The organism is Streptomyces anulatus (genome assembly GCF_000721175.1).
GTDB lineage: Bacteria > Actinomycetota > Actinomycetes > Streptomycetales > Streptomycetaceae > Streptomyces > Streptomyces anulatus_C.
In genome coordinates this window covers 76027-100689 of sequence record NZ_JOEZ01000018.1, presented here as the reverse complement: position 1 = coordinate 100689, position 24663 = coordinate 76027, and the positions used below count along the sequence as shown (strand labels likewise).

Genomic DNA, 24663 nt, shown 5'->3' with positions numbered 1-24663 from the left:
CATGGCCGCACCCAGCGACTCCGCACCGCTCGCCCCGTCCTCCGAAGCCGACGGCGCCAGACCGTCGCCCGCCGGTGAAGGGCTGGTCCGCTCCCTCACCCACCGGCAGACCACCATGATCGGGCTGGGCTCCGCGCTCGGCACCGGACTCTTCCTCGGCTCCAGCACCGCGATATCCGTGGCCGGCCCCGCCGTGATCGTCGCGTATGCGATCGGCGCGGTCCTGGTCGCCATCATCGCCGTCCTGCTCGGCGAGATGTCCGCCGCCCACCCGGTCCAGGGTTCCTTCGGCACCATCGCGCACCGCTACCTCGGCCCGTGGGCCGGGTTCCTCAGCCGGTACCTGTACTGGTTCAGCGCCGTCGTCGTCATCGGGACGGAGGTCGTCGCTTCCGCGCTCTACATCCGCTGGTGGTGGCCCGAGGTGCCGATGTCGGCGGCGATCCTGGTGATCGCCGCGATCGTCCTCGCGGTCAACATCATCAGTGTGAAGTCCTTCGGCACCACGGAGTTCTGGCTCTCCAGCATCAAGGTGGTCGCGCTCTGCGTGTTCATCCTCTGCGCCGCACTGCTGGTCTTCTTCGGTCTGCCTGACACGGAGGCTTCCGGCTTCGCCAACCTCTCCGACGACGGTGGCTTCATGCCGCACGGCCTGGAATCCATCTGGCTGGCCATGTCCGTGGTGATGTTCGCGTACGCCGGGTTCGAGGTCGTCGCCATCGCCTCCGCGGAAGCGGTCGACCCGCAGCGCACCATCCGTACCGCGATGCGCCAGCTGGCCTGGCGGCTGAGCTTCTTCTACCTTCTCGCCATCACCCTGGTCCTCGCGCTGATCCCGTGGCGCAAGCTAGCGGAGGGTGACGGGAGCGTCGAGACGAGCCCCTTCGTGCGGGTCTTCTCCGAGGTCGGCGTGCCGGCCGCGGCGACCCTCACCAACGCGGTCGTGCTCATCGCGGCCATGTCGGCCGCCAACGCCCACCTGTACGGCGCATCCCGGCTGCTGCACTCGCTCGGAGACGACGGCCTGGCCCCGGCGCCGACGGCCAAGCTGAGCAAGCGCGGCGTCCCCGCGATCGCCCTGGCCGTCTCGTCCCTGGGTATCGCCGTCGCCGCCTTGCTGGCCTTCTACGACGTCAGCGGCCTTTTCAACATCATGATGTCGATCGCCATCTTCGCCGTCCTACTGGTGTGGCTGCTGATCGTCGCCTCGTACATCGCCTTCCGACGCCATCGCAAGGCGAACCCCGAGGAGTTCACCGGATTCAGCGTTCCGGGCGGTGGGAAGCTGGCGGTCGTGGCCGTGGTCGGGGTGCTGACCGTCGCCGCCACGGCGGTGGAGGTCCCCGACATGCGCCAGGCCGCCGGTATCGGCCTTGCCTTCACCGCGGTGCTCTTCGCTTGCCACGGCCTGCTCACCTTGCGCCGGACACGGCAGAAGTAGAGGCCCGCCCAAGGGGCACTACCCCTACTCATCCAACCCTCGACAGCTGCACGGTTCACGTCTCACACCTCGCAGGGCGTCGCTGTTCCCCGGCGGCGCCCCGCAGGACGTCCGGGCCGATAACGCAGCCAGATGGAGCCCACGCGGAGAGCCCGGGAAGTGGCCTTCCCCGGTCTCGCGAAGTAGCGGTCCAGCATCGTCGGAGAGAGCTGCCACGGCACGAGGTCATAGTGCTCGTAGATCTCCAGCACCGGCTTGACCAGCTGGTCGATCGTGGACGGCATCAGCCCGGCTGCGTCGCGCGCCCACTGGTACTCCGCCAGCGTGTCGAGGAAGTGCGACCGCTCGTCCTGCTGCTCAGCTCGGCCGGCGAGGTCGATTCTGCCAATGGTGTCGAGCGTGGTCAGCAGGCTCGGCAGCGTCAGCTCCGCATCGGCGGCCGACAGGTCGTCGAACGCGGTCCCGTGCGCGCGTGGCGAGACCGCATAGCGCCAAGAGCCTATCGCGCCCCGGGTCAGCACGGGTGGCACGGGCAGACCGGTCTCGGCGGTACGGGCAACCACTTCATCCTTGGCGAAGTCAGCGCCATGGGCACCGATGCGCAGGACAACCTGCGCCATCGATGGTCAACTCGAACGCCTGGAACCAGGCGCCGGCTGCCAGCGTCTGCGGTTCGGTAGCGCATGCCCCGAAGAAGGACGCGAGGTCCGCCGGGACCGTCATCCGCACCATGGCCGCCCGCCCCGGATCCAGATCGAGGCGTACGTACCCGATGAGGCGCCGCACGGGCTAGGTTCTCCGCGTCGCAGCCCTCCCCGCTCGTCCCGCGCCCGAAGAGACCGGCCCGGTCGCCGAGTACGACGATCACGAGGTCGGCGCTCCTGGCCAGTGAACTTATATCGGCGGTCGGCAGTCCAGCGTGTCACGTCGAGGCACGCTCCGTGGAGCCCTGTCAGCACGCCCCTCGTTTGTGTGCCAGCTCGCCGCCGCCACGGGCCGACGGTCAGGGGTTCACTCCGTGCCGACCAAGATCCGGGCCATACGCGGACCAGCCGCCTGCAGCTTGGCCGAATCGTGGCCGTTTCCGCTGGTCAGGGGCCATTGCGAGGCGTGTACCACCAGAGGACGAAGAACCTGCTGGAACTAGTGCACATAACGCACACCATTCAAACCTGCAGGTCAGACCGCCTTTGCGACCGGCTCGAGGATCGCAACGCACTCCACATGATGGGTCATCGAGAAACAATAATCGGCTCAGTACGTGATGCTCACCGCGTCGAAAATGAGAGCAACATAGCCGAACATCGCCGGTTAGCCAAACCGGCGCTTCCGCAGACGATTGTTGTCCAGCGTTTGCCCTGAGCACCACTGCGGATCAGTTCCATCAGGGACTCACCGGGCGCTCTCGGCCCACTTCAACGTGCTGCGCGCACCGCGCTCGCTGCCGAGCCCCATCGTCATGACCCGCTGACCCGCTGACCCGGTCAAGGACGCCGGACCTCCAGCTGGTCCCCAACTGGTCCCCAAAAATGATCAAGGGCCGGTTTCGGATTGCTCCGAAACCGGCCCTGACCTGCGACTGTCTCCAGTCGGGACGACAGGATTTGAACCTGCGACCCCTTGACCCCCAGTCAAGTGCGCTACCAAGCTGCGCCACGTCCCGCCGCGTTTCCTCCCGGTTGTCCCGGGTGGCCGCGCAGGACAAACATTACCTCACTCCGAGGACCGTATCGACGCCCGTGCTTGTTGGGCGCGGGCGGCCAGCCCCTCGGCTCCGCAGGCCATCGCCTGCTTCTGGGCGCGGGCCAGTTCCCGGTGCGAGCCGATCGCGATGCCGTAGTCGACCCGGGCGAGCGCGTGCTCGTAGGCGGACGAGGACTTCTCCAGGTGTCCCACGGCCTCGGCGAGCAGTTGCGCGGACCGCTCCGGAGGTGCGAAGAGGGCGACGCAGCGCAGGGCCTCGCCCAGGGCGGTGGGCGTGCCGAGCCGTTCGGCGTGCACCCGGTTCCGGGCGGCGAGATGGGCCGCGCGGGCCGGGTCGTCCTCGGCCAGGGCCCGCGCCAGGTCGGCGGCCCAGGGAGCCCAGATGCCGTTGAAGCGTTCGCGCTGCTCCAGAGCGGCGCCCGCCGCTTCCAGCTCGGCGATCGCGTCCTCCTTGCGGCCCTCCGCCAGCAGCAGGCGGCCGCGCACGCACGGTCCGTCCGGCAGCACCATGGCGCTGGGGTAGGGCGGGCCGAAGTCGTAGCGGTCGGCGATGCGGCGGGCCTCGTCGGTACGGCCCCGGGCCAGCAGGGTGTCGATGAGCAGGCAGGCCGCGTCCCAGTGGACGGGCAGTCCGGAGCCGACACGGTCGGCGAGGCGGAGTCCTTCGCGCAGGAAGCCCTCGGCCTCGGCGAGGCGGCCGCGACGGCGGTGGACCATGCCGAGCAGGGTGTGGGCGAACGCCAGGTGGGCCCCGCTCCAGCCGGAGATCTCGAAGGCCCGGACCGCTTCGCCGAAGAGGCTCTCGGCACGGTCCAGCTGGTCGACGAAGGTGTAGGTGATGCCGACCATGGTGGGGAGTTCGAAGCCCCACTCGGAGTCGGTCCAGCCCAGCCCCCGGGCGGGGCTGCCGTCTATCAGGGCGCGTTCGCAGAGGTCGACGATGAGCTGGGCGTTCTCACCGCGCAGCATGGCGTCGAAGGCCCGGAGCGTGAGCAGCGCCCGCTCCGCGTTGTCGCGGCCCTTGAGGTGGTCGGCGTTGCGGGTGAGCCGCCGGGAGCGGGTCGGTCCGTCGTCCTCGGCGGCCTGCATGCCCTCCCACATGAAGTGCGCGGCCTGCAGGCGCATCAGCCCGGGGCCGGGTGCCGTGCGCGCGGCCTCGGCTGCCAGCGAGAGCGCCGCGTCCTTGAGCTGGTTGTTGTGGGCGAGCGCGGCCGCGAGCCGGAAGGTGGCGTCGACCCGCAGCCCGCCGTCGAGCCCCGGCATGTCCAGGGCGGCGCGCAGGTGCTGGACCGTGGTGGGCGGGGAGCTCAGCAGCGTCGCGCAGCCCAGCTCGTACAGCAGGGCGGCCCGGTCCTTGGGGCGCGGCGGCTCCTCCAGCGCCCGTTCCAGGCAGCGCCGGGCCGCTTCCGGCGCACCGACGGCGAGGTGCTGGCCGGCGGCTTCCCGCAGCTGCGCGACCAGTTCCTGGTCGTCGTCCGGGTGGACCTCCAGCAGGTGCCGGGAGGCTGCGGCGGCGCCGAGTCCGGCCCGGGTGATCGCCCAGGCGGCGCGCCCGTGCATGGCGGTGCGGGTGGCCGGCGGGATCGAGCGGTAGACCGCTGTCGCGATCAGCGGGTGGACGAACTCCAGCGGGTCGAAGCCGCTGACGATACGGGCGTCGCGCAGCCGGGCCGTGCAGTCGGCGGCCTCCGCCGAGCTCATCCCGGCGAGCGTGGCGGCCAGTTCCTGGGAGATGTCGGTGCCGAGGACCGCGGCGGCCCATGCGAACCGGTTGGCGTTCGTGCCGAGCCGCTCCAGCCGGGCGACCAGCCCGCTGCCCCTGGCGGACGCGCCGAGCTCGCGCAGTTCGCCCGCGGATTCCTCGACCGGCGGCAGTTCGCGGTCCTGGACCTTGGCGACCAGCTCGACCGCCTCGTACGGATTGCCTCCGGTGACGGCCCACACCTCACGGCAGAACGGGTCGTCGGCGTGATCGCCGAGGCTCGCGCGGACGAGCACGGCGGTGGCGTCCGGGGTCAGGGCCCGCAGGGCGACCCGGTTCACCCTGCCCTGGCTGCCGAAGCCGCGCTCGGCCTCGCGGTCGGCGATGTAGTTGGTGTCGCGTTCGGCCATCTCCTGCGGTCGGTGCGCCTGCACCACCAGGAGCGGCAGCTCACCGAGGCGGGCGGTGAACGAGGCCAGCCAGGCGAGGGATTCGCCGTCCGCCCAGTGGGCGTCGTCCACGATGAGCAGCAACGGCCGGTGGCTGAGCCGGGAGGCGAGCCGGCCGACGACGAAGTCCAGCCCGTCACGCACACCCTGCGGGTCGGGCCGCGGTCCGCTCGGCTCGGCGAGTCCCAGGGCCGGCGCGGTGGTCTCGTACCAGTCGCCGAACAGGGCCCGGGTCTCGTCGGGCGGGAACTGGTCGAGGGCGGGTTGCAGCAACTGCCGTACGACATGGAACGGTACGGAGGTGACGGTCTCGCCTCCCCGGGCCGACCAGACGGTGCACCGGTCGGCGGCCATCACCTGGATCTCGGCGAGCAGCGCGGTCTTGCCGATCCCCGCCTCTCCGCTGAAGACCAGGAGCCCGCCGACGGCCTGCGCACCACACAGGGAGTCCACCGCCTCGGCAGCGGCGGCGAGTTCCGGTTCACGCTCGTACAACGGCCGGGACGGCTTCATGCCCACCCTTCCCACAGAGGCAGTCTTCTCGACGGTCGAGCCTAGTCGTGCGCGTGTGCTCGCCGACAGGGTTCGCATGATTCCCCGCAGGTGCGAGGCACAATCGAGTGGTGAACCAGACGCGCAGAGACCGTGATGCCGAGGGCCGGGCGCGTAACGCGCGCCCCCGTGACGGGCTGGGGCGCCCCCTGCCGTACGGCACACCCGGCGTCGAACGACAGCCCGAGGGGGTCGTCCGCCCGCCCGAGGAGACGCTCCGGGAGGCGCAGCGGCTGCTGGACTCGGGGATGCCGTTCCACGCACACGAGGTCTTCGAGGACGCCTGGAAATCGGGGCCGGAGGACGAACGTGAGCTCTGGCGGGGACTGGCTCAGCTCGCGGTGGGGCTGACCCATTCCGCTCGGGGCAACATCGGGGGCGGAGCTCGGCTGCTGCGCCGGGGCGCGGGGGCGCTCGTCCCGTTCGCCGGGTCCGGGCCGCACGGGATCGCGGTCAGCGGACTGTGCGACTGGGCCCGGGAGTTGGCGGTCCGGGTGGAGTCGGGCCCGACCGTGGACGCGGCGGCCGAGGCGCCGCGCCTGCGGGGGTAGCCCGAAGAGCGGCGCCGGCGAGGGGTCCGCGGGCGGGGCTGTGGGCGGAAGGTCCGGGGACGGGTGCGGAAGGCCGGGGTCCGGGGGCCGGGGGTCCGCGCGGCTACTACGATCCGGCTCCATGAGCACTTCTGACCAGGACCAGCACCAAATCCAGCGCGAGGGCGGGCAGAACGACGAGCACTCCGACCAGGACCAGGACGCCGACACCCCGATAGCCGGCGCCGACGCGGGGACGGAGGCGGACGGGACCGACGCCCCGGCAGGTCAGGACGGGAAGAGACTCACTCCGCGCCAGGCCCGGCGGCTGCGGATCGTCCTCTCCTCGGTGGGCATGGCGGCGACGGCCGTCGTGCTCGGACTGCGCATCGCGAGCCGCTCGTCGGTGCTCGTCGTCGGCGTGTACGGACTCGCGCTCATCCTGTGCGGCGTGGTGATCGAGCTGAGCAGGAACGGCCGCACCCGGCTGGCCAGCTGGCTGCTGGGAGCGGGGCTGCTGGCCGCCGTGGGAGCGGACTGGCTGCTGCTCCCCTGAAGCGGACGGGCCCGGCGGCCGGGCGGGCTCAGATCAGCAGCAGTTGGAGTCCGCCGACCACGGTCGCACCGATGACGATCCGGTCGAAGACCTTCTGGTTGATCCGGTCGACGCAGGCCCGGCCCAGGTAGGCGCCGGGCAGGACGAAAAGCAGCAGACAGGCGTCGAGCAGCAGGGAGCGGGCGTCGATCAGGCCGAGGCCGACACTGAACGGCACCTTGGACACGTTCACGATCAGGAAGAACCAGGCCGAGGTGCCGAGGAAGCCGAGCTTGCGAAAGCCGGCCGAAAGCAGATAGAGCGACATCACCGGGCCGCCGGCGTTGGCGACCATCGTGGTGAACCCGCCGAGAACGCCGTAACCACGCGCGGCGGTCCGGCCGGTGCCGTCCTCGGTCTCGGTCTCCTTCTCCGCGATCCGGCGACGCCACAGGGTGACGCCCGTCATGGACAGCAGGATCACGCCGATGGAGGTGCGGACCGCCGCGTCGTCGGCCCACAGCATGAACAGGGTGCCCGCCACGACGCCCACGGCGACGGCGGGGAACAGCCGGAGCAGGGTGGGCCAGTGGGCGTGACGGCGGTAGACGAGTACGGCGAGGAGATCGCCGACGATGAGGATCGGGAGCAGCACTCCGGTCGATTCACGGGCCGGGAGAACGGCCGCGAAGACCGCGAGGCTGATCGTGTTGGCACCACTGACGGCCGTCTTGGAGAAGCCGACGAGGGTGGATGCCGCCGCGAGTGCGGCCAGTTGCCAGAGGCTGATGGTGTCCATGTCGGGAAAGATGGTAAGCGCAACGGTTCTCCGGCCGACGGTAAGCGCAACGGTCTTCCGGCCGGCGGCCCGAGGTCCTCACCTTCCCGCCCCCTCCCCATGAGCGTTTGATCGATCACCCCCGCTTCTGATCGTTCCATTGACCCTCTTTGATCAGTCGATCAGGATTCCCGGATGACCACCTCCGCTGCCGGCCTCTTCGGACTGCCCCCGGAAGACCGCGCGTCGAGCCCGTACACCGGATACACCCGCGCGCACTGGGAGGCGGCAGCCGACGGGATGCTGGACGCCGCCTGGAAGTGGGCCACGCCGGGCGGAGCCCGGCTCGACCTGCCCGGTCCCCCGTCGCACTCGGCGGTCGAGGTTCGCTGGGCGCAGGACGGGACGCGGACACGGATCACGTTCGGAAGTGCGGCGGTGACGGCGGTGACCATGGTTCACGGGCAGCGGGAGGCCCCCTGACGGCCGACCGCCTGGAGCTCACCCGCTACGAGATCCGCGCCCGGGCCGATCGAACCCTGACCCGTGGGTGCGCGGGCCCCAGGTGAGCGTGCTCGCAGTTCATGTGATTCTCACCCGGTCCGCATAGGGTGCCCTCGTGACCCAGATGACCCCGCCCGGCTGGCATCCAGACCCCGGGCACTCAGGCAAAGGCCCCGCTCAGGAACGCTGGTGGGACGGAGTGCAGTGGACCGGCCATGTACGCGCGTCGCCCGGCGCGGCGCGGCGACGCGGGATCCGCGTCGGCGTCGGCGTGACGGTCGGCGCGGTGGTGCTCGCCGCCATCGGGGGCGGCGTGTATCTGCTGGGCGAGGACGGCGACGGCCGGCCGGACACCGCGGCCTCCTCCCCGTCCGCCGCCCCCGATCTGCCGGGCGCACCGGACGGGGAGGAGAAGGACGGCGGGACGGGCGGCGAGGGACAGGGGCCCGGACAGCAGCTCCCGCCGACCGAGCCGGGCTTCGCCACGGACCTGGCCGCCGGGATCAGCCTCCCGGTGCCCAAGGGGTGGAAGGGAACGTCCGGGGCGGTCGGCGCCGGCCTGACGACTGGTGAGCACGCCTGCCCCGGCGACACCGCCGAGACCTGCGTGCGCGGCGGAGTGTTCTCGGCCCCGGCGGCCGCCATGAAGCTCACCGCGGGGACACCGGAGGAGGCGGCCAAGAAGGACATCGCCGTCAACGCCGAGGAGTCCTACGGCGGAAAGAGCTACGGAAAGGTCACCTCGCACGAGGAGCTGAAGTCCGAGGCCGTCACGGTGGCGGGCGGCAAGGGTTACGTCGTGCGTTGGAAGGTGGTGACGGAGAAGGGCGACGACGGCTACGTGGAATCGCTGGTGTTCCCCTCCCCCGCATCCAAGGACATGCTCGTCGTGGTCCGGTCCGGGTTCGACATCAACAAGGACGCGCCGAAGCTGTCCGTCCTGGACGAGATCACCCGCGGGATCAAGACCGCTTCCGGTGCCGGAGGAGGCACCGGCGGAGCCGTCTGAACGGCCCGCCCGGCGCAGGCGAACGGTGGGCCCGGACCGACTCCCGCGATCCGGTCCGGGCCCGCCGTTTCGCCGTTGAGGCCTTGTTCGTCGTCAGCCGGTGGCCGTTGCCGGATCGCTGACCCCGGCGGCCCCGGTCTCGACATGACCGGCGAAGCGGCGCAGGTAGACCGGATCGCCTTCGGCCGTGGCGGACACGTCGTACCAGCGTTTCCCCGCCCTCAGGTCCATGGTGCGCGACACCGTGGCGCCGGGCCGGACGGTGACCGTCTGCTCCGCGCCCCCGTAGGCGTCGGCGTTGGCGAGGGTGAGGCGGACCTCGGTGTCACCGGGGTTGGTGAGGGTCAGGTCGAGGTTGCCGCTCCCCTCGTTGTGGCGGGCGGTGACCTCGGGACCGGCGGTGGAACCCGGGCTCCTGAACGTACGCAGGAAGCCGTTGGGTCCATGGACGGTGAGGTCGTGGGTGCCGCCGGAGTAGGCGGAGTTCCAGGCGTCCGCCACCGTCCTGCCCGCCTCGGCGGTGTACGTCCACGGGGCGTCGGTCCGGTTCCCGGAGGTGACGTAGAACTGCGCGCCGGCCGCCGTCCCCGGGCTGAAGGTCAGCGTCATCTTCCCGGTGTCCGCGTCGACGGCGCCGTCGACGTACGGGGCGTACGGGAGCGGGCGGGCGGGTCGGCTGCCCGGCTCCTGCTTCGGCAGGGATCCGACGGCGGGCGGGGTGGGCCGGTAGTCGGGGTGCCGCTCGCGGTCCGGCGGCTCGTAGGCGGCGGTGTCGGGCAGGTCGTCCGGGGCGGGCTCGGTGCGGGCGAAGTCGAAGGCGGAGGTCAGGTCACCGCAGACCGCGCGCCGCCACGGCGAGATGTTCGGCTCGCGCACACCGAAGCGCCGCTCCATGAACCGGAGCACCGAGGTGTGGTCGAAGGTCTCGGAACACACGTATCCGCCGGTGCTCCAGGGCGAGACGACCAGCATCGGGACGCGCGGCCCGAGTCCGTAGACGCCGGGGCCGTACGCGGCGCCGCCCGCGTACACCTCGGTCGAGGTGTCGGCCGTGGACAGGCCCCGGTCGGCGGAGGCCGGCGGGTAGGGCGGTACGACGTGGTCGAAGAAGCCGTCGTTCTCGTCGTAGGTGATGAACAGGGCGGTCCGGCTCCACACCTCGGGGTCGGACGTCAGCGCGTCGAGCAGCCGCGCGATGTACCAGGCGCCGTAGTTGGAGGGGAAGTTGGAGTGCTCGGTGAAGGCCTCCGGTGCGGCGACCCAGGAGATCTGCGGCAGCTTTCCGTCCCGGACGTCGGCGGCGATGCCGTCGAAGTAGTCGTCGCCTCCGGCCACGTTCGTGCCGGTGCGCGCCTTGTCGTACAACGGGTCCCCGGGCCGGGCGTCGCGGTACTTGTCGAAGTAGAGCAGCGAGTTGTCGCCGTAGTTGCCCCGGTAGGCGTCGTCGATCCAGCCCCAGCCGCCGGGGCCGTCCAGACCGTCGCCGATGTCCTGGTAGATCTTCCAGGAGACCCCGGCCTCCTCCAGCCGCTCGGGGTACGTCGTCCAGCCGTAGCCACGCTCCTCGTTGCCGAGGACGGGCCCGCCGCCGGTGCCGTCGTTGCCGGTGTGCCCCGACCAGAGGTAGTAGCGGTTGGGGTCGGTCGCCCCGATGAACGAGCAGTGGTAGGCGTCGCACACGGTGAAGCGGTCGGCGAGCGCGTAGTGGAAGGGAATGTCGTCCCGGGTCAGATGGGCCATCGTCGTAGGCGTCTTGGCCGGTATCCAACGGTCGTAGCGCCCGCCGTTGTACGCCTGGTGGCCGCCCGCCCAGTCGTGGTTGAGGCCCTGGAGGAACTGCATGCCCAGGTCGTCGGCGGTCGGGTGGAAGGGCAGGGTCTCCTTGCCCGCCGCATCGGCCTGGTGCCAGACGGACTTCCCGCTCGGCAGCGTCACGGGGCGCGGGTCCCCGAACCCCCGTACGCCTTTCAACGCCCCGAAATAGTGGTCGAAGGAACGGTTCTCCTGCATCAGGACGACGATGTGCTCGACATCCTGGATCGTCCCGGAAGCGCGGTGGGCGGGGATGGCGGCGGCGCGGTCGATGCTGCCCGACAGCGCGGCGAATCCCGCCGTCGCCCCGGCTATCCGGAAAAAGCGGCGCCGATTCATATCAGCCATGAGTGAGGGGCCTCTTGGAGTGTGGGGAACAGAAGCGAACAGGATGTTCCAAGAGAACCGAACAGAACGGAAGAGGCCGTGACCGATCGGTTAACGTCGGCCGTACGCCGGACGCGTGCGCCGCACGTGGCGCCGGGCTCCGCCCGTCCACCGTAGTACCCACATGCTGTGAGGAGCCCCCGGTACCGTTTCGGCATGCCGTTCTACGTTCACGCACAGGACAAACCGGATATCGCGGACCAGCTGGCCGAACTCTCCGAGGAGCACTGGTCCTACATGGACCGGTTCGCCGACGGGCTGGTACTCCGCGGCCCCACCGTGTCCGACGACGGGGAGGAACACACGGGCAGCGTCCATGTCGTCGACCTGGCCGACCGAGCCGCCGCCGAGCGGTTCGCGACCGAGGAACCCTTCTGGAGGGCCGGTCTCTACCGGGAGTACCTGGCCGCGCCGGTGGTGGTACTGCTGCGCCGCGAACCGGCGGCGGACGTCCTGTACACGCTCGTGACCGCCCGGTGGTCCCCGCAGACCCGCACGCCGGACGACACCGAGCAGTGGCTGTCGGCCGCGGAAGCGGACGGCCGGCCGAGCTTCGTGGCCGCCCTGGTCGACGACGACCAGGACCGCACGACGGGATTGGTCGCGGCCGTGCGAGCGCTCCCGGACGAGGCGCTGAGCCTGGTCCAGCCGTTGGCGGACCGGCTCGCCGGCGGGCCGGTGTCGCTCACGTCCCAGCGCTGGCAGCGTGGTGGTCGTAGCTGAGGGCCCATGGCAGGGGGCCACCCCAGGGGTGGCCCCGTCTCACGGCAACGAGCGCGTGAGCCAGACCGAGCTCACCTCACGTGCGGCCGGGGCTGCTGCCACCCGTACGGCAAGCCCCCCGGTTCGCCACGAGGCCTCTGCCCTCCTCACACCCACAACGGATGGCTGCGATCAGCGCACGTCGCCACAGCTCGTGGTCCTGGGCCAGTTCCTCCCAACGAATGCCGCGCAGCGCGAGATCAGCGCACTCACCCGCCGGTATCTCCGGTGCCGGCTGGAACCAGGCGACGACGAGGGCGGAACGGTCCATCGCCGGGTCGAGCGGCGCGGAGTCGAAGGCACCCACGCACGCCACGGAAGGCAGCACAGCAACGGGACCGAAGAGGCCGGCGGTCTCGTCCGGGTACTCGCGTTGCCGGGACGCGCGGTCCCAGCACCCGACTGCTCGCTGCGACTGTTCCCGCTCGCCCGCGGCTCGGGCGGCGCAGGGATCGGGCCCACCGTGCCTCCGAGCCGGGTGGCAACGCCGCCCGCATGCGAGGCAGGACGATCTGCGGTACTCCTCGGAGATGAGGAACGGGAGCTTCGGCCGTCTTGTGCCGACATCCCCGTCCGTCCTACCGGCGTCGTACGAGACGGAGACAACAGCCATGGAGCCAGTCGTCACGGTCGGCCTCGACGGCTCACCCGAAAGCATGGCCGTCGTGGCACGGGCCGCGCGGTCCGTTGTTCTGGTCCGTCCGAAGGGACGCGAAGGAGGCCGGTCCCCCGCGCCCCGGGGCGTCGTGGTGGCGCTGAAACCGCACGGCCCCTGCGACGGCCTGCTCGCCTTCGCCTTCGAGACCCCCGCAGCGCGCGGCGTGCCCCTCCAGGTCGTCCATGGCCGAAGCCTGCCGATCCATGCGCGCACTCCCTGGGGCGTGGATCACAGCGTCACCAAGGAGATCACGGAGGATGCGCCGCAGCAGCTGGGGCAGTTCCTTCGCCCTTGGCGCGGGAAGGTCCCCGGAGTGGAGCCGGCCGACACCATCCGCCTCGACAGCCCTGCAGAGGCTGTCGTGCGCGCCGCCGAGGGGGCCGAACTGCCTGTCGTCGGCCGCCGCAAGCGCCTTCCCGCCCTCGCGCCCCGCCTCGGCCCCGTAGCCCATGCCGCCGTGCACCACGCGCGCCGCCCTGTCGCCGTCGTCCCCCATGACTGAGCCGGCCTACCCCGGGGAGCCGATCACCTCGGTACATCACGACGAGGCGTCCGTGCTCCGGACGGGGGTCACCCCTGGCCTCCACCCGTTCTCGCGGGCGGGGGTGTGCGAGACCCATACCGCGGTCGTGTTCTTCTTCGGCGACCGCGCCTACAAGGTCAAGAAGCCGGTCGACATGACGTTCCTGGACTACACGACCCTGGAGGCACGGCGGGCCGCATGCGAGCGGGAAGTCGCTCTCAACCGTCGTTTCGCCCCCGACGTGTACGTGGGTGTGGGCGAGATCCACGTTCCGCAGACCGAGGCCCACGAACCTCTCGTGGTGATGCGCCGCATGCCGGCGCAGCGCCGCCTGTCTCGGCTCGTACGGGAAGGCGCGGCTGTCGACGACGCCCTGCGGTCGGTCGCCCGGCTGCTCGCCACCCGTCACGCGAGCGCGCCCCGCACCCCGGACGTGGACGCCCAGGGGACGCGGGACGCTCTGTCGTCGCGCTGGGAGGCGAGCTTCGCGCAGGTCCGTGCGCTGGCCGAGGACGGCGATGTCGCCGAGGGCGTGGAGGAGATCGAGCAGCTGGTCCGCCGCTATCTCGCCGGACGTGAGCAGTTGTTCGAGACGCGCATCGAGCAGGGCCGGATCGTCGACGGCCACGGCGACCTGCTCGCCGAGGACATCTTCTGCCTCGACGACGGGCCCCGTGTCCTGGACTGCCTGGAGTTCGACGACCATCTGCGCTTCGTCGACGGTCTCGACGACGCCGCATTCCTCGCCATGGACCTGGAGCAGCTCGACGCCCCGGATCTGGCGGCATTCTTCCTCGCCCGGTACAGCGAGTACTCCGGCGATCCCGCACCGCCCTCGCTGCGGCATCACTACGTCGCCTACCGTGCCTTCGTCCGTGCCAAGGTCTCCCTGATCCAAGCCGTCCAGGGTGCGCCCGACGCGGGCCTCGCCGCACGGCGGCTGATCAGCACAGCCCTGCGTCACCTGCGGGCCTCCGCCGTCGGCCTGACCCTCGTGGGAGGACTCCCCGGCAGCGGAAAGTCCACCCTCTCCGGTGCGTTGGCCGACCGCCTGGGCGTCACACTGCTCAGCAGCGACCGTCTGCGCAAAGAACTCGCCGGCCTCCCGGCGGACCGGCCCGCTTCGGCCCCTTACGGCGAGGGCCTGTACACGCCCGAGTGGACCGCCAGGACCTACGCGGCCCTGCTGGAACGCGCAGCCACCCTGCTGTCCCGCGGCGAGTCCGTCGTCCTCGACGCCACCTGGTCGAACGCCGGGCAGCGCGAAGCCGCCCGGCATATGGCCGAACGAACCAGCGCCGACCTCGTGGCCCTGCACTGCCGAGTCCCGGACGGGATGACGGCGGCCCGCCTGGAAAGCCGCACCGCCGGACCCTCCGACGCCGACCTCGACGTGGCGCTCGCCATGGCAGAGCGGGAGCCGCCATGGACAGAGGCCGTCTCGGTCGACACCAGCGGTCCACTGGAGGCCGCGGTCTCCCAAGCGCTGACAGCCGTACGCCCGCACGACACCGGACCCCTCGTCTTCCGCCGCCCCTACATGGAGCCGGGTTAGGGCGTGTTTCGAAAGACACCGACGCGACCGTCCCACAGCACGACTCACCCCATCGAACGGGAGAGCCCGCTCCCCCGTTCCCCCACGAGAAGGACGCGTGATGACCGAGAACATCGCCCCGAACGAGCATGAGAGGCTGCGCATCCTGGAGGCTCAGGTGCAGGTCCTGGCGCAGGCTGTGAGAGCGCTGATCGAAGGACTGGAGGACATCCCCTCAAAGGACACCGACAGGGAGAAGCAGGCGGCTCGCGGCGCCCGGCTGGCACACGAGCTGCTCCTGTCCCAGGGACTGTAGGAACCAGGCTGATGAAGATCTCCGAAGCGATGAGCCGTCCGGTGGTGTCCGTGCCCACGGGGACACCGCTGGGACGAGTCGCCCGGGAGATGGCCGAGTACGGGGTCGGTTCCGTGATGGTCACCGAGGACGACGCCCTTCGTGGCATCGTCACCGACCGCGACCTCGCGCTGGGCGCTCTCGCCAGGGGTCTCGACGCGGACGAGACGATCGATTCGGTGATGACCTCGCCCGTGATCACGGTGGACGTCACCGATGACATCCACGTGGCCTACCGGACCCTCCGCAGGTCCGGGTTCCGTCGCCTCCCCGTCCTGGACGGTCACCGGGTCGTGGGCGTCCTGACCGTGGACGACATGCTCATCGACGTCTTCCAGCGGTTGGCCGACCTCCTCGGCCCGGTCGCCTGGAGCATCCTGGAAAAACCACCCGGGCCGCCCTCTGCGGACCCCCGCTCACGCGGGGCATGACAGCGGGACGCCCGGCTGCTCATCCCTTGACGCCCCCGAGCGGTACCAGGCGGGCAAGCCCCGTGCCCCCGCACGGCGGGGCGCATCACCGCGCCTACCGTCCGTGCCAGGACCTGCTGCGTCTCTTCCACGATCGGTTCCTCGCCCCCATGGACCGGGCTGCGGCTGCCGGCCCGATACGACCGGACGGCTTCCGATCAGGTCGGACCGCGGATGCGCCTACGCCATCCGGTATCCCGCAGCGGGTTCCGAGCGGCACAAGTCGCTGCCCTTCGCCCGATCCGGCGTCGGAGAGCAGCTCGAAGCCGTAGTCCAGCGTCTCCAGTCCGTCGGCCGCCTCTTCGGGCGATCGGCAGGCCAGGGCGAACGCTCGATACGGCCCGTACCTTGTCCTGGGAGTAGGCGGCGTCCTCGCGAGGGGCCGGGACGCCGTGCAGGGCAGCCTGCCCTCCGCGGGGAACGGCCGTGGAAGGGCGTCACTGTACGGGCCCGTGGCCGGGCAGCTCCTTGAGCTGCCCGGCGATGTCGTCCGCCCAAGCCTCGACCGCCGCCCAGTCCCGGTGGTCTCCGTATCGACAGCCGAGCAGACGAAAGAGCACGGCCCCCCTGCGGTCCAGGTGTTCGCGCCGGATCACGCCCGAGAACCGCCGATGCTCCCGGGGGCGGACGACGTCGACGAGGGCGGCGATACGCGGCTGCACCGCACGGTCGGCCAGTAGGCGCAACGGTTTGGGCAGAGCGGCGGACATGCCGACACTGAACATCCACACCGGCTGTTCACGCAACCGCTCGGTCCTGGCACGGACGGCGGCTTCCGCAGAGGGCAGCCAAGCCCCGTCATGAACAGCACTCCCCAGCACGAGGGCGTCAGCCTGATGGAGCCACGGCCTCCCAGGGTCCGAGTCAAGCGCCCGCACCTCGACACGGTGACCGTGGGTTCTCAGCCGACTGCCGATCCGCGAGGCGATCTCCTGCGTGGAGTGATGCTCGGAGGCGTACAGGATCCGCACGGAAACCATGGCGCTTCCTCCGTGTCCGGTTCGGCTCGGGGCAGGGATGGTGTTCATCGCCTGGACTTCCACCCCCGCTCTTCCCTCGGCCTGGGCCGGGGCGGGTCGTCCGGAGCGAGCCCACGCTCAGCGTCGCCAGGACGACACCGATCACCGGCCTGGGACGCGGATCGTCGACGCATGCGACAAGCCTGTCCCACTCGGCCTCACGGCCGTAGGGACCCTGAGGTCGGGCGACAGGGGTGATCAGAGCTCCCACTGTTCCTTCCCCTTCCCAGGAGACCGCTCGTGCCCCTGGACGACCCGAACGCCAGGGGCAAGGTGAGAGGGTCTTCGCCCCAGGCATCTCACGATACGAGCCAGAGCCACAGGCCGTGAGGGCCCGATCGGCACCGCGCTCCATCTCGACGGCCGTGTCGCAGGCTCAGGCGGGTGCGTAGGTCAGGCAGTCGACAGCGGTCTGCTGGTAGCCGACGGTGATACCCGGGGCACGGCATTCGAGGTCGGCGTTGTGCCGGCAGTCGGACATCTTGCAGGCACCGACACGGCCGGTGGCGGTCGGGTCTCCGCCCTTGGACGGTGCGGTGAAGAAGGTGTCGCAGTGTGCGTGCCCGGGCTCGGGGTCTCCCACGGTGATGGCCAAGGCGTGGCAAGCGTGATCCCGGTTGTAGGCGCAGTCCTCGACCACGCACTCGTTCACGACAGGCATGTCCATGATGGCGTCTCCTGGTTCGCGTCTCGTCCCACTCGTCGACGGTGAGCTGTGGGTGAGCGGCTTCAACGCTGCTCCCTCACCTGTGTCGAGCGTGACCGGACATGGCGTCGGCGGCCAGCGGGCTTCCACCGGTCAGCGCAATCCGCTGCCGGACGCCGGGCCACGCGGTCACGGGGAACAGGTCACAGGAAACACGACCCCGGTTCGAGCACCTGTGCGCCGTCGAGCCAAGGGACCATTCGCTCGGCTGGGCACGCGGCAGGCGTATGGGCCCACCCGCTGCTCTGGATTCCCTTCACGACCGCATCAAACTGACCGCCTGCCACGGGCTCGACCACCAGCCCGGCGACAGCACGGCCGAGCGCCTGAACGGCACCCGCCCGGACGACAGTCCGCGACGGTCCGCCTTCCCGGCTCCGGGGTCGGGGCTCTCAGTACCGGATACAGGGCGGTGCGGACCGGGCTGGGCCGGCATGCGGGTGACCTCTCGCTGCCCCAGCATGGGAAGCGAGTCGTCTCCCTGTCCGCGGAGGTGGGCGCGATGACGCAAGGCGATGTCCAGCAGGCGGCTACACCGAGCCCGGATGGGCGCGATCGCCCGGATACCACGATGAGCGCGCCCTCGCCACCGACCCCCACCCCAGCCGGGAAGACCGGCGATGCGAGGGGCCCTCGGAGTACGGCCGCCGTGCCGTCGGTGCTCACCCTGACGACGAACCCCACCGTCGATCTCGCCTGGGAGGTCGAGCATCTGACGGGCATCGGCAAGAACCGTGCCCGGGTGGGACCGGTGGCTGCCGGGGGCGGAGGGATCAACGTCGCCCGTGGTGTGGTGCGGCTCGGAGGACGGGCCACCGCCGTCCACACGTCCGGAGGCGAGGTCGGCCTGCGCCTGAACCGGCTGCTGGACGAAGAAGGCGTCGACCATGTCGCCGTCGGCATCGAGGACGAGACCCGCGAAGCACTCGTGCTGTTCGACACCGCATCGCGTCACTGCTACCACATCGTGCCGCCCGGCCCACGACTGCGCGAACACGAGGGACTGCGGTGCCTCGACGCACTGGAGCGAGCCGCCGGCAATTGCCCGTACGTCGTGGCCAGCGGCAGCCTGCCCGGCGGCTTGCCCGCCGACTTCTACGCCGTCGTCGCACACCGTCTCAAGGAAGCCGGATCCCGGCTGATTCTGGACACCTCCGGGCCAGCCCTCGGCGAAGCACTCGCGGAAGGCGTCTTCCTCCTCAGGTGCAACCGGACAGAGGCCGCGAGCCTGACCGGCCGGGACGTCCTCAGCCTCGACGACGCCCGAGCCGTCAACGAGCACCTGCTCACCACGGGAGCCGCCGAAGTCGCCGTCACCACGGTGGGAGCGCTGGGCGCGGTGTGCTCGACCGGCCACGGTCACACCGAGCTGCACGCGCCACCGCTGCCCGGCGAGCCGTTGAGCGACGCCGGGGCGGGAGACGGCATGGTGGCCGCCATCGCCACACGGCTGACGGCCGGCGACGATCCCGTCAACGCCTGCGCACTGGGGGTGGCCGTGGCCGCCGCGGCGATGCTCACCCCCAGCACCGAGCCGTTCGACCCGGAAGTGGCCCGATCGCTCCGCCTGGAGGTGGAGACCACGTTCCAGACCCGTGCATGAGAGCTCGCCGCGTGCCATGAGTGCCGTACCGGCCCACAGTCGTCCCCGGCACCCCGCGCCTGCCCGTGACTCGGTGGACGGCGAGTACCTCGGCCTGGACGCCCTCGTCTTCCAGATCATGGATCAAGCCCTCTCCCCGACCCACAAGGAGGGGACGTTGTGTCCTGGCACCGATGCGTACCGTGTATGCCGGGAGCCCAAGCCGGGAGAAGGTGTTACAACTGAGGTTGTGAGCCCGTCTCGTCTCTCGCGCCCGGCGTGCCGGTGCGGTCGAACCTAGGCAGAAGATTCGGAAGCGTCGCCGGACAGGTCTTCATCCTGCAGGTGGCGATCGTGGTGCTGCTCGCGGCCGGCGCCCTGCTGGCCCTGGTCCTGCAGTCGCGGTACGACATCGACCGTGAAGCGCGCAACCGGTCGGTTTCCGTGGCTCAGACCTTCGCGAACTCCCTGGGCCTGCGGGAGGCGCTGAGGTCTCCCGACCCGTCCGCGATCCTGCAACCCCTCGCCGAGAAGACGCGCAGGGACGCAGGCGTGGACTTCATCGTGGTGATGGACACGAACGGCATCCGCTACAGCCACCCCCAGCCCGACCGCATCGGAGAGCGGTTCGTCGGCACGATCGAGCCCTCACTCGCCGGCCAGGTGCACACCGAGAGCGTGGAGGGGCCGCTCGGCAAGGAGATCCAGGCGGTCGTCCCGGTCACCTCGCCCGAGGGCGAGGTCGTCGCCCTGGTCTCGGCGGGTCTGACGGTGGAGAGCGTGACCGGCATCGCCGACCGTCAGCTTCCGGTCATCCTCCTGGCCCTCGCCATCGGTCTGACTCTGGCCACCGTCGGCACGGCACTGATCAGCCGAAGACTGCGCCGCCAGACCCACGGGCTCGGCACGCAGGAGATGACCCGCATGTACGAGCACCACGCCGCAGTGCTCCACGCCGTCCGGGAAGGGGTGCTGATCACCGACGGCGACGGACGACTGCTCCTGGCGAACGACGAGGCCGGACGGCTGCTCGGCCTGCCGGACGACGCCGAAGGACACCCCGTCGACGAAGTCGGCATGGACAGCCGAATGGCGGAACTGCTGCTGTCCGGCCGGGTGGCCACCGACGAGGTGCTGGAGGCCGGGGACCGGCTGCTCGTGGTCAATCAGCGGCCCACCCTGCCACGGGGCTCGGCGGTCACCATCCGCGACTCCACCGAGATGCAGCTCCTGAGCAGCCGGGCGGAGACGGCCCGCAGGCGGCTCAAGCTGCTCTACGACGCCGGAGGTGACATCGGCACCACCCTCGACGTGGTGCGCACCGCGGAGGAACTGGCCGACGTCGCCGTTCCCCGGTTCGCGGACTTCGTCACGGTCGACCTGGCCGACCCGGTGCTGAAGGGCGACGAGCCCGGCCCAGGCGCCGACATGCGGCGCACGGCGGTCAGCGGCATCCGCTCCGATCACCCGCTGTACCCGCTCGGCAGCCTGATCGAATTCCTGCCGTCCACGCCGCAGGCCCGCGGATACGGCACGGGCACACCCGAACTCGTGCCCGATCTCCGTGACGCGCCGGGCTGGCACGCGCAGGACGCGTCGCGGGCATCGGCGATCGTCGGCTACGGGATCCACTCGCTCATCGCGGCTCCACTGAAGGCGAGGGGCGTCGTGCTCGGGGTGGTCAACTTCTGGCGGTCGCAGAAGCCGGAACCGTTCGACGAGGACGACCTGTCCCTGGCCGAGGAGCTTGTCGGCCGCGCCGCGGTCATGATGGACAACGCCCGCCGGTACACCCGCGAACACAATCTCGCTGTGACGCTCCAGCGCAGCCTGCTGCCGCGGGAGCTGCCCGAGCAGAGTGCCGTGGACGTCGCGCACTTCTATCAGCCCGCCCAGTCCGGAGTGGGCGGGGACTGGTTCGACGTGATCCCGCTGCCGGGCAGCCGCGTGGGGCTCGTCGTCGGAGACGTCGTCGGGCACGGCCTGCACGCCGCGGCCACCATGGGGCGGCTGCGCACGGCCGTGCACAACTTCTCCGCCTTGGACCTGCCGCCCGACGAACTCCTCGCCCGTCTCGACGACCTCGTCCAGCGCATGGACCAGGAGGGCGACAGCGCTGCCTCGGACGGCGGCGTCCTGGGCGCGACCTGCCTGTACGCCGTCTACGACCCGGTCTCCCAGATCTGCGCCATGGCGCGGGCAGGGCACGTGCCACCGCTTGTGGTCGCCCCGGACGGCACGACGACGATCTCGGAACTGCCGGCCGGTCCCCCGCTGGGGTTGGGAGGCATGCCGTTCGAGACCGTGGAAATGCGCCTGACGGAAGGCAGTCAGCTCGTCCTGTACACCGACGGGCTGGTCGAGGAGCGGAGCCGGGACATTTCGGAGGGCTTGGAGAGGCTGCGCACGGCGCTGAGCCACCCCGACCGCGACCCGCAAGCCAGTCGCCGCGCCGTACTCGACGCCCTGCTCCCCAGCCGGCCCTCCGACGACATCGCGCTGCTCATCGCCCGGACACGGACTCTGGGCCCCGGCCGGGTCGCGGAGTGGGACGTACCGTTCGACCCGAGCGAGGTCGGCGCCATGCGCGGCCTCGCGGCCGAGCAACTCGACGAGTGGGGCCTGGAGGAACTCGCCTTCACCACGGAACTGATCCTCAGCGAGCTCATCACCAACGCCATCCGGTACGGCGCCGCGCCGGTTCGCGTTCGCCTGTTGCACGATCGCACTCTGACCTGCGAGGTGTGGGACGGCAGCAGTACCGCCCCGCACCTGCGGTACGCCGCCACCACGGACGAGGGAGGCCGCGGACTGTTCCTGGTGGCGCAGCTCAGCGAGCGCTGGGGCACCCGGTACACGCCGGAAGGCAAGGTCATCTGGGCCGAACAGGCCCTGCCCGCCGTCGGCAGCGCCCTCTCCTAGAGCACGGTTCGTCTGCTGACCCGCCGTCGCCCGGGGCCGCCACTGGTCGAACACGAGCGTGCCCTCGTCCACGTCCATATCGGTGACATGCAGATCTCGTCCGCTCACGCGCCTCCGTCGGCAGCACCGGCGAGGCCGTAGTGGGTGGTACCGGCCGATCGTGGAGCCCACCACCGCCGGGACCAGCAAGGCAAGGGAGAACGCGCCGGTGGTCGCCGCGATGGCCCAGCCGGTGTCGGCGGTGATACGGAAGAGCAGGACGGGAAAGGCGTGGTAGACGATTCCCCAGCTGGTGATCCGGGTGACGCCGAGCGCGGCAGGACGGCACGGGGCCGACTCTGGGCACGGTGGTCAGCGGCCGCCGGTCCGGTTCGTCTCGGCTCGTCGAAGAAGCCCGCGCTGACCCGTCAGGGCGAGTCGGCCCCCGACCGGCCCCCAGAAACGATCAAGGGGCCGTTCCAGATCTCTCTGAAACGACCCCTGACTTGCGACTTCGAAAAGTCGGGACGACAGGATTTGAACCTGCGACCCCTTGACCCCCAGTCAAGTGCGCTACCAAGCTGCGCCACGTCCCGCTGCCCGTCTGACCTGGGGTTTCCCCTGGCTGAACGCGCATGAGAACAATACCGCACTCCAGTAGGTGGTCACCAACACCATTCCGCACTTGACCTCAAGCGCGGTTGACGTTGAACGCTCGGTGCCATGACGAACACGACCACCGCACCGGCCCACGACCGCCCGGACCTGGCTCACCTCGGAGATCGGAAGCGGGTCCCCGGGGGCACGGGCTGCCGCTCGCCGTCGGGACCGTGCTGGGGCTGCGGGCCCAGGGCGGCACCGACCCCCGGGTGTGGGTCCTGAGCCCAGGAACTGACCACACCCCGGCCTCGGCCAGGCCGCCTGAACCGGGAGGTGAACCAGCTGGTGACGCCCTTCACGGGAGCGGGCCGGTATACCCCGGAATCCTGCTGTGAGGGTCGGCCGCCAACGCCGTGGCCTGGGCGGGTGATCCGATAGCGCTGCCGTGGGGACGAGGTTCATGACGGTTCTCGTGAGCCCCTCGCCGTTTCTCAGAAAGATACCCACGCTGTTCTGCCAGCGGCAGAACACCAGCCGGACCGGGCTCGACGATCACTACAGTCCAGCCTCATGACGACGATATCGACGCGTACGGTCGAGTATCCGGCCGACGGTCTGACGATGATCGGGCACCTCGCACTCCCGGCCGGCGTCGACCGCCGGCCCGCGGTGCTGCTCGGACCAGAGGGCATGGGGCTCAGCGACGTCGAGCGCCGCCGGGCCGATGCTCTCGCCGAACTGGGATATACAGCGCTGGCCTTCGACCTTCACGGCGGGCGCTACCTGGGCGACCCCGAGGAGATGCTGGCCCGTTGCCTGCCGCTGCTCGCTGATCCCGACCGGATGCGGGGCATCGGCCATGCGGCGCTCGACGTGTTGCGCACCGAACCACGGACCGACCCCGACCGGATCGCCGCCGTCGGCTACGGCACCGGGGGCGCCATCGCGCTGGAACTCGGCCGCGGCGGCGTCAGCCTGCGCGCGATCGGGACAGTCAACGCGACTACCACGGGCCGACCGGGCGAGGCCGCGCGCATTCGCTGCCCGGTGTGGGCCGGGGTCGGATCGGAAGACCCGATCATGCCGCCCGCGCAACGGGACGCGTTCGCCGCCGAGATGCAGGCCGCGGGCGTCGACTGGCGCCTCGCGGTCTACGGCGGCGCCTTGCACGCCTTCCACCACCCGCCGGTCGGCCACCCTGTGGTCCCCGGCGTCGGCCACCACCCGCGGCACGCGCAGCGCGCCTGGCGCGACGTCGTCGACCTGCTCGCCGAGTGCCTGCCCGTGACGGAGGATCTGGGGGCATGACCCGGGCAATGTCAGCGCCAGGCCAGGCCAGGCCGGCGTCGGGCACTGACAGCCCCCTCCCCTCAAGTCCGCACAGCAGAACCGCATTCGGGCGGACGCCCGATCGCGGAGACGTATGCACAACTGCCATGACAGATACCGGATTTGCCGCGACGGAGCCCCTACCGTGATCATCGCGACCTGCGGCGGGGCGTTCCGGCCGCAGGTGTGAGGTGCGGGTCCCCCCGGTTGAAATCCCTGACGAGAATGAGCCCGCCTGTCGAGAGGTGCTGTCGCGGTGAACGTCGCAACGATCCGTTGGTCGGCCGCCTGCGATGCCTGCGGGGCAACTCTGCACTGCTCGGGAACGCAGGCCGTGGTGGGCGACCGATTGCGCTGGGACGAGGAGCACCGGTGTGCCGGCTGCGGGTCGACGGTGCTGGTGTGCGGCGACACCCTTCCCGATCACCTGCGCACCCGGATGCTCGCCGAACACGGCGCGGCCCGCTTGGCCCTGTCGGACACCACTGTCCGGCGGCTGCCGATCCTCCGCGTCCTGCGGGCCGACCGCGGGCTCACGCTCCCCGAGGCGCAGACGCTGCTGGAGCTGATGGTCAGCGGTCGCCATCACGGCACCGGGCCCGAGATCGACCTGCTGGCACGGAGGTTGCGTGCAGTCGGCGTCGCGGCCGAAGCGGTGCGGCCGCACGGTGCTTCCGGAGGGTCGTGACCGGGCCCACGGCGGCACGGCCGCTCCCCGCGACGCGGTTGTGCCGGGCAGGGGAGCCCGCCGGCACGTACCGCTTCCTCGCCCTTCGGGGCCGCCTCAGTCGTGCGCGGACACCGCGCCCAGCAGGTCGCGG

At 70.8% G+C, this 24663-nt stretch carries 19 protein-coding genes, 2 tRNA genes and 3 pseudogenes; 15 read left to right on the top strand and 9 right to left on the bottom strand.

The genetic code is table 11. The features are described from left to right. Position 1 precedes the first annotated feature (1 nt). Positions 2–1441, top strand: coding sequence for an amino acid permease (locus tag IG90_RS0122520; protein ID WP_030587374.1), 1440 nt, complete (start codon positions 2–4; stop codon positions 1439–1441). A gap of 62 nt (positions 1442–1503) precedes the next feature. On the opposite strand, the gene IG90_RS45255 is transcribed toward IG90_RS0122520, so the two are convergent. The 3 genes from IG90_RS45255 to IG90_RS0122505 all read right to left on the bottom strand — a co-directional run bounded on the left by IG90_RS45255 (position 1504) and on the right by IG90_RS0122505 (position 5809). Then, on the bottom strand, positions 1504–2061 hold the full coding sequence (locus IG90_RS45255; RefSeq protein ID WP_051860195.1) for a hypothetical protein: 558 nt from the start codon (positions 2059–2061) through the stop codon (positions 1504–1506). 969 nt (positions 2062–3030) lie between these two features. Further along, a tRNA-Pro gene (locus IG90_RS0122510) sits at positions 3031–3104 on the bottom strand. Between the two features lie 50 nt (positions 3105–3154). Next, complete coding sequence (locus IG90_RS0122505; protein ID WP_030587369.1) at positions 3155–5809, bottom strand: ATP-binding protein; 2655 nt, start codon at positions 5807–5809, stop codon at positions 3155–3157. Positions 5810–5919: 110 nt separating this feature from the next. Between IG90_RS0122505 and IG90_RS0122500 the strand changes: the two genes are divergently transcribed. Then, entirely contained in the window at positions 5920–6399 is a 480-nt protein-coding gene (locus IG90_RS0122500) for a DUF309 domain-containing protein (protein WP_030587367.1), read from the top strand. A 121-nt stretch (positions 6400–6520) separates the two neighbouring features. Continuing rightward, complete coding sequence (locus IG90_RS0122495) at positions 6521–6934, top strand: hypothetical protein (RefSeq protein ID WP_030587365.1); 414 nt, start codon at positions 6521–6523, stop codon at positions 6932–6934. Positions 6935–6962: 28 nt separating this feature from the next. On the opposite strand, the gene IG90_RS0122490 is transcribed toward IG90_RS0122495, so the two are convergent. Next, a complete protein-coding gene (locus IG90_RS0122490; protein ID WP_030587363.1) occupies positions 6963–7712 on the bottom strand; it encodes a sulfite exporter TauE/SafE family protein in 750 nt (249 codons plus the stop codon). A gap of 174 nt (positions 7713–7886) precedes the next feature. Here IG90_RS0122490 and IG90_RS42265 point away from each other — a divergent pair. Both IG90_RS42265 and IG90_RS0122480 read left to right on the top strand, forming a co-directional pair. Then, positions 7887–8120: pseudogene (locus IG90_RS42265) on the top strand (DUF2264 domain-containing protein); the annotation flags it as partial. Between the two features lie 199 nt (positions 8121–8319). Continuing rightward, complete coding sequence (locus IG90_RS0122480) at positions 8320–9204, top strand: DUF2510 domain-containing protein (protein ID WP_078585407.1); 885 nt, start codon at positions 8320–8322, stop codon at positions 9202–9204. Positions 9205–9297: 93 nt separating this feature from the next. On the opposite strand, the gene IG90_RS0122475 is transcribed toward IG90_RS0122480, so the two are convergent. Next, a complete protein-coding gene (locus tag IG90_RS0122475) occupies positions 9298–11364 on the bottom strand; it encodes a phosphocholine-specific phospholipase C (RefSeq protein WP_030587357.1) in 2067 nt (688 codons plus the stop codon). A gap of 195 nt (positions 11365–11559) precedes the next feature. On the opposite strand from IG90_RS0122475, the gene IG90_RS0122470 reads away from it, so the two are divergent. Continuing rightward, the gene (locus IG90_RS0122470) at positions 11560–12126 is read left to right on the top strand and encodes a YciI family protein (protein WP_030587356.1); all 567 of its coding nucleotides are present in this window, start codon (positions 11560–11562) and stop codon (positions 12124–12126) included. A 187-nt stretch (positions 12127–12313) separates the two neighbouring features. Here the strand turns inward: IG90_RS0122470 and IG90_RS42260 are convergent. Continuing rightward, positions 12314–12538: pseudogene (locus IG90_RS42260) on the bottom strand (hypothetical protein); the annotation flags it as partial. A gap of 238 nt (positions 12539–12776) precedes the next feature. Between IG90_RS42260 and IG90_RS42255 the strand changes: the two are divergent. From IG90_RS42255 to IG90_RS0122450, 4 genes are all read left to right on the top strand, one after another. Then, positions 12777–13325, top strand: a complete 549-nt coding sequence (locus IG90_RS42255; RefSeq protein ID WP_324604308.1) for a universal stress protein — start codon at positions 12777–12779, stop codon at positions 13323–13325. Positions 13326–13428: 103 nt separating this feature from the next. After that, positions 13429–14901: a bifunctional aminoglycoside phosphotransferase/ATP-binding protein gene (locus IG90_RS0122460; protein ID WP_030587353.1), complete on the top strand. Its 1473-nt coding sequence runs from the start codon at positions 13429–13431 to the stop codon at positions 14899–14901. A gap of 100 nt (positions 14902–15001) precedes the next feature. After that, positions 15002–15196 carry a hypothetical protein gene (locus IG90_RS39610; RefSeq protein ID WP_033894553.1) on the top strand — a complete coding sequence of 65 codons (195 nt, stop codon included), beginning with the start codon at positions 15002–15004 and terminating at the stop codon, positions 15194–15196. 11 nt (positions 15197–15207) lie between these two features. Then, the gene (locus IG90_RS0122450) at positions 15208–15666 is read left to right on the top strand and encodes a CBS domain-containing protein (protein WP_030587351.1); all 459 of its coding nucleotides are present in this window, start codon (positions 15208–15210) and stop codon (positions 15664–15666) included. Positions 15667–16142: 476 nt separating this feature from the next. On the opposite strand, the gene IG90_RS0122445 is transcribed toward IG90_RS0122450, so the two are convergent. After that, positions 16143–16685 carry a flavodoxin domain-containing protein gene (locus tag IG90_RS0122445; RefSeq protein WP_030587349.1) on the bottom strand — a complete coding sequence of 181 codons (543 nt, stop codon included), beginning with the start codon at positions 16683–16685 and terminating at the stop codon, positions 16143–16145. Positions 16686–17100: 415 nt separating this feature from the next. Beyond that, positions 17101–17391 (bottom strand): DUF1540 domain-containing protein, encoded by a 291-nt coding sequence (locus IG90_RS0122440; protein WP_030587346.1) that lies wholly within the window; start codon positions 17389–17391, stop codon positions 17101–17103. 688 nt (positions 17392–18079) lie between these two features. Here IG90_RS0122440 and IG90_RS44355 point away from each other — a divergent pair. Next, positions 18080–19033, top strand: a complete 954-nt coding sequence (locus tag IG90_RS44355) for a 1-phosphofructokinase family hexose kinase (RefSeq protein ID WP_030587343.1) — start codon at positions 18080–18082, stop codon at positions 19031–19033. A 324-nt stretch (positions 19034–19357) separates the two neighbouring features. Then, complete coding sequence (locus IG90_RS0122425; RefSeq protein WP_324604307.1) at positions 19358–21934, top strand: SpoIIE family protein phosphatase; 2577 nt, start codon at positions 19358–19360, stop codon at positions 21932–21934. 501 nt (positions 21935–22435) lie between these two features. Here the strand turns inward: IG90_RS0122425 and IG90_RS0122420 are convergent. Beyond that, positions 22436–22509, bottom strand: a tRNA-Pro gene (locus IG90_RS0122420). A 179-nt stretch (positions 22510–22688) separates the two neighbouring features. On the opposite strand from IG90_RS0122420, the pseudogene IG90_RS46045 reads away from it, so the two are divergent. The 3 genes and pseudogenes from IG90_RS46045 to IG90_RS0122410 form a co-directional block, all read left to right on the top strand. Continuing rightward, positions 22689–22794: pseudogene (locus tag IG90_RS46045) on the top strand (transketolase); the annotation flags it as partial. A 289-nt stretch (positions 22795–23083) separates the two neighbouring features. Continuing rightward, on the top strand, positions 23084–23821 hold the full coding sequence (locus tag IG90_RS0122415) for a dienelactone hydrolase family protein (RefSeq protein WP_030587338.1): 738 nt from the start codon (positions 23084–23086) through the stop codon (positions 23819–23821). Between the two features lie 277 nt (positions 23822–24098). Beyond that, entirely contained in the window at positions 24099–24530 is a 432-nt protein-coding gene (locus tag IG90_RS0122410) for a hypothetical protein (protein ID WP_033894551.1), read from the top strand. Positions 24531–24663: the final 133 nt, after the last annotated feature.